The sequence below is a fragment of the Acinetobacter sp. UBA6720 genome (assembly GCF_002454215.1).
GTDB lineage: Bacteria > Pseudomonadota > Gammaproteobacteria > Pseudomonadales > Moraxellaceae > Acinetobacter.
In genome coordinates this window covers 1-2,671 of the sequence record NZ_DKIK01000201.1, presented here as the reverse complement: position 1 = coordinate 2,671, position 2,671 = coordinate 1, and the positions used below count along the sequence as shown (strand labels likewise).

Below are 2,671 nucleotides of genomic sequence, written 5' to 3'. Positions count from 1 at the left end.
AGCACACTGGTCCTGTCAATGCTGAGCATGACGCATCTACATGCCGAAGATAACACGGTGGAATATGTACAGGTCATTGGTCAAGCTGCAAGTATGGATAAAGCACTCAAAGAACAAAAACGTGCCGACCAAATCAGCAGTGTGGTACATGCTGATGGCATTGGACAATTACCCGATGATAATGCCGCAGAAGCGTTGCAACGGATACCGGGTGTATCTACAGAGCGTGACCAAGGCGAAGGACGTTTTGTTTCAGTTCGTGGTTTAGGCGCTGACTTAAATGCAGTGACCATCAATGGTACTTTGGTTCCCGCGCCTGAAAGCGATCGCCGTGGCGTGGCATTGGATGTCTTACCATCAGAGCTGGTGCAGTCTTTGGCTGTGGTGAAAACGCTGACACCAGATATGGATGCCAACTCATTAGGCGGTACGGTGCAAGTCGAAAGTTTATCAGCCTTTGACCATGACGGTTTGTTTTATACGGGAACGGTTGAAGGTGGTTATGATGAAAAACGGGAAAAATATAGCCCTAAAGCATCGGGTGCCATCAGTAACCGTTTCAGTGTTGGTGAGGGGCAAGACAACCTTGGGGTAGCGTTGGCACTGAGTTATCAAAACCGAAAATTTGGCTCGGACAATGTTGAAACGGGTGGGGCTTGGAATGGCGACGCACTTGAAGAAACCGCAATGCGCCAATATGACATCGAGCGTGAGCGCATTGGTGCGGGGTTGAATTTTGATTACCGCCCCAATGACACAGGCGAATACTATTTAAGAACGTTATATAGCCGATTTAAAGATACCGAATCGCGTCAAGAAGTTTCAGTTGAATTTGCCGATCCGCAAACTGCGGGGCAAAGTGGAGATGCCGAAGTCACTCGTTCATTAAAAAGCCGTGTTGAAACGCAAGAAATTCAGTCCTTTGTTTTAGGGGGCAAGCAAGGTTTCGGTACTTGGACGGTGGAAGGTCAACTCGGTTATAGCGAAGCATCGGAGGAAAATCCGGGTGGTATTTCGGGGGCGAAATATAAAGCTGAGTTTAGCAATGTTGGTTTTAGCAGTACCCAAAAGCCAGTTATAACAGCAGATCAAGATTTTTATGATGCTGCCAACTATGAGCTAGATTCGGTGTCGTGGGAAAAGTCTAAAACCACCGATAAAGAATACAACGGTAAATTAGACTTTTTAAAAGACTATATGTTGGGGAATTATGCTGCTGCATTGAAGTTCGGGGGCAAAATCAGTCAACGTGAGAAAACCAATAATACCGATGAATGGAAATATAAAGACCTCAGCACGTCAAGTTCAGATTTCAATTCAAACAGTCACTATGAACTGGGACAGTTTGGTCCAAGCATCAATGAAAATGCCATTCAGGACAAAATAAATGGGCTAAATGCTGCTGACTATGTGGTTGCGGATGGCTCCATCATTAATGACTTTAAGTCAAATGAAGACATACAAGCGGCTTATGTCATGAATACGATTGATTTGGATCAATTGCGTGTGATTGCTGGTTTACGTTATGAAAATACCAACTTTGAAGCACGTGGTTTTGAGTTTAATGATGATGTGATCACTGCGACCAAATATGAAAATGACTATGATCATTGGTTGCCAAGCTTACATTTGCGTTATCAATTGGCGGACAATACCTACCTGCGTGCGGCATGGACCAATAGTGTCGTGCGTCCGAACTTTGCCCAAAGTGCGCCAGGTGTTTACATAGATGGTGATGAAGCTGAGTTTGGTAACCCAATGTTAAAGCCTTTAGAGTCTTCTAACTTTGATTTGGGTGTAGAAAAGTATTTTGGCAAAGCCAGTATGGTGAGTTTTTATAGTTTTTATAAAGATATCGACAATTTTATCTATAACACCAATATTGCAGGGACAGGTCAGTGGGCTGACTTTGATGAAGCTGTGACTTATAAAAATGGTCAAAGTGCCAAACTCTATGGAATGGAGTTTGCCTATTCACAAAAATTTGACCACTTAGGATCACCATGGAACGGGTTCTTGTTGGGTTTAAATACCACCTTTAGTAAGTCAGAGGCGGATATTGATTCGATGAAAGATGGTGAACTTCTGAGTCGTCGTATTCATTTGCCAAATCAGTCGGATGTGGTGGCGAATGCGATGCTTGGCTGGGAAAATGAACGTTTTGGTGTACGACTTTCAGCAAATTATAAATCGAGTTATCTGTATGAACTTGGTGACATTGATACGCCTGAAAAAGATATTTATACCGATGACCAAATCTTCCTTGATTTTAGTAGTCATGTGAACTTATCTAAAAACTTACAGCTCAAGTTTGATGTACAAAACATCACCGATGAGCATTATTACAACTATGCAGGTTCGAAGGCTTATAACGCGCAATATGAAGAGTATGGCCCAGCTTACAAACTGGCACTGACCTATACCCATTTTTAAGTCGAATTAAATTTAGTACTCAGGTTTGCTCAACAGAAGCAGACCTGAGGTTCCTTGCCCAATTTTGAGTATCTCTATGAAATTTTCATCTTTTAAATGGTCTGCTTTAAGCAGTTGCTTGCTGTTATTGAGCGCATGCAGTCAGCACAGCGTGCCCCAAGCTCCGCAAAATAGCCAGTCGTTAAGCTCGGTTGAAATACCAATAGATCAGCCTATGGCAGCGAAGTTGCAATTACGT

Annotated in this window: 1 protein-coding gene; it reads left to right on the top strand. The window is 43.1% G+C overall.

Features of this window, described 5'->3' with window-relative positions:
* A partial coding sequence (locus B4F08_RS16895; RefSeq protein WP_291375485.1) for a TonB-dependent receptor occupies positions 1 to 2,433 on the top strand: 2,433 nt, incomplete at its 5' end.
* Positions 2,434 to 2,671: the final 238 nt, after the last annotated feature.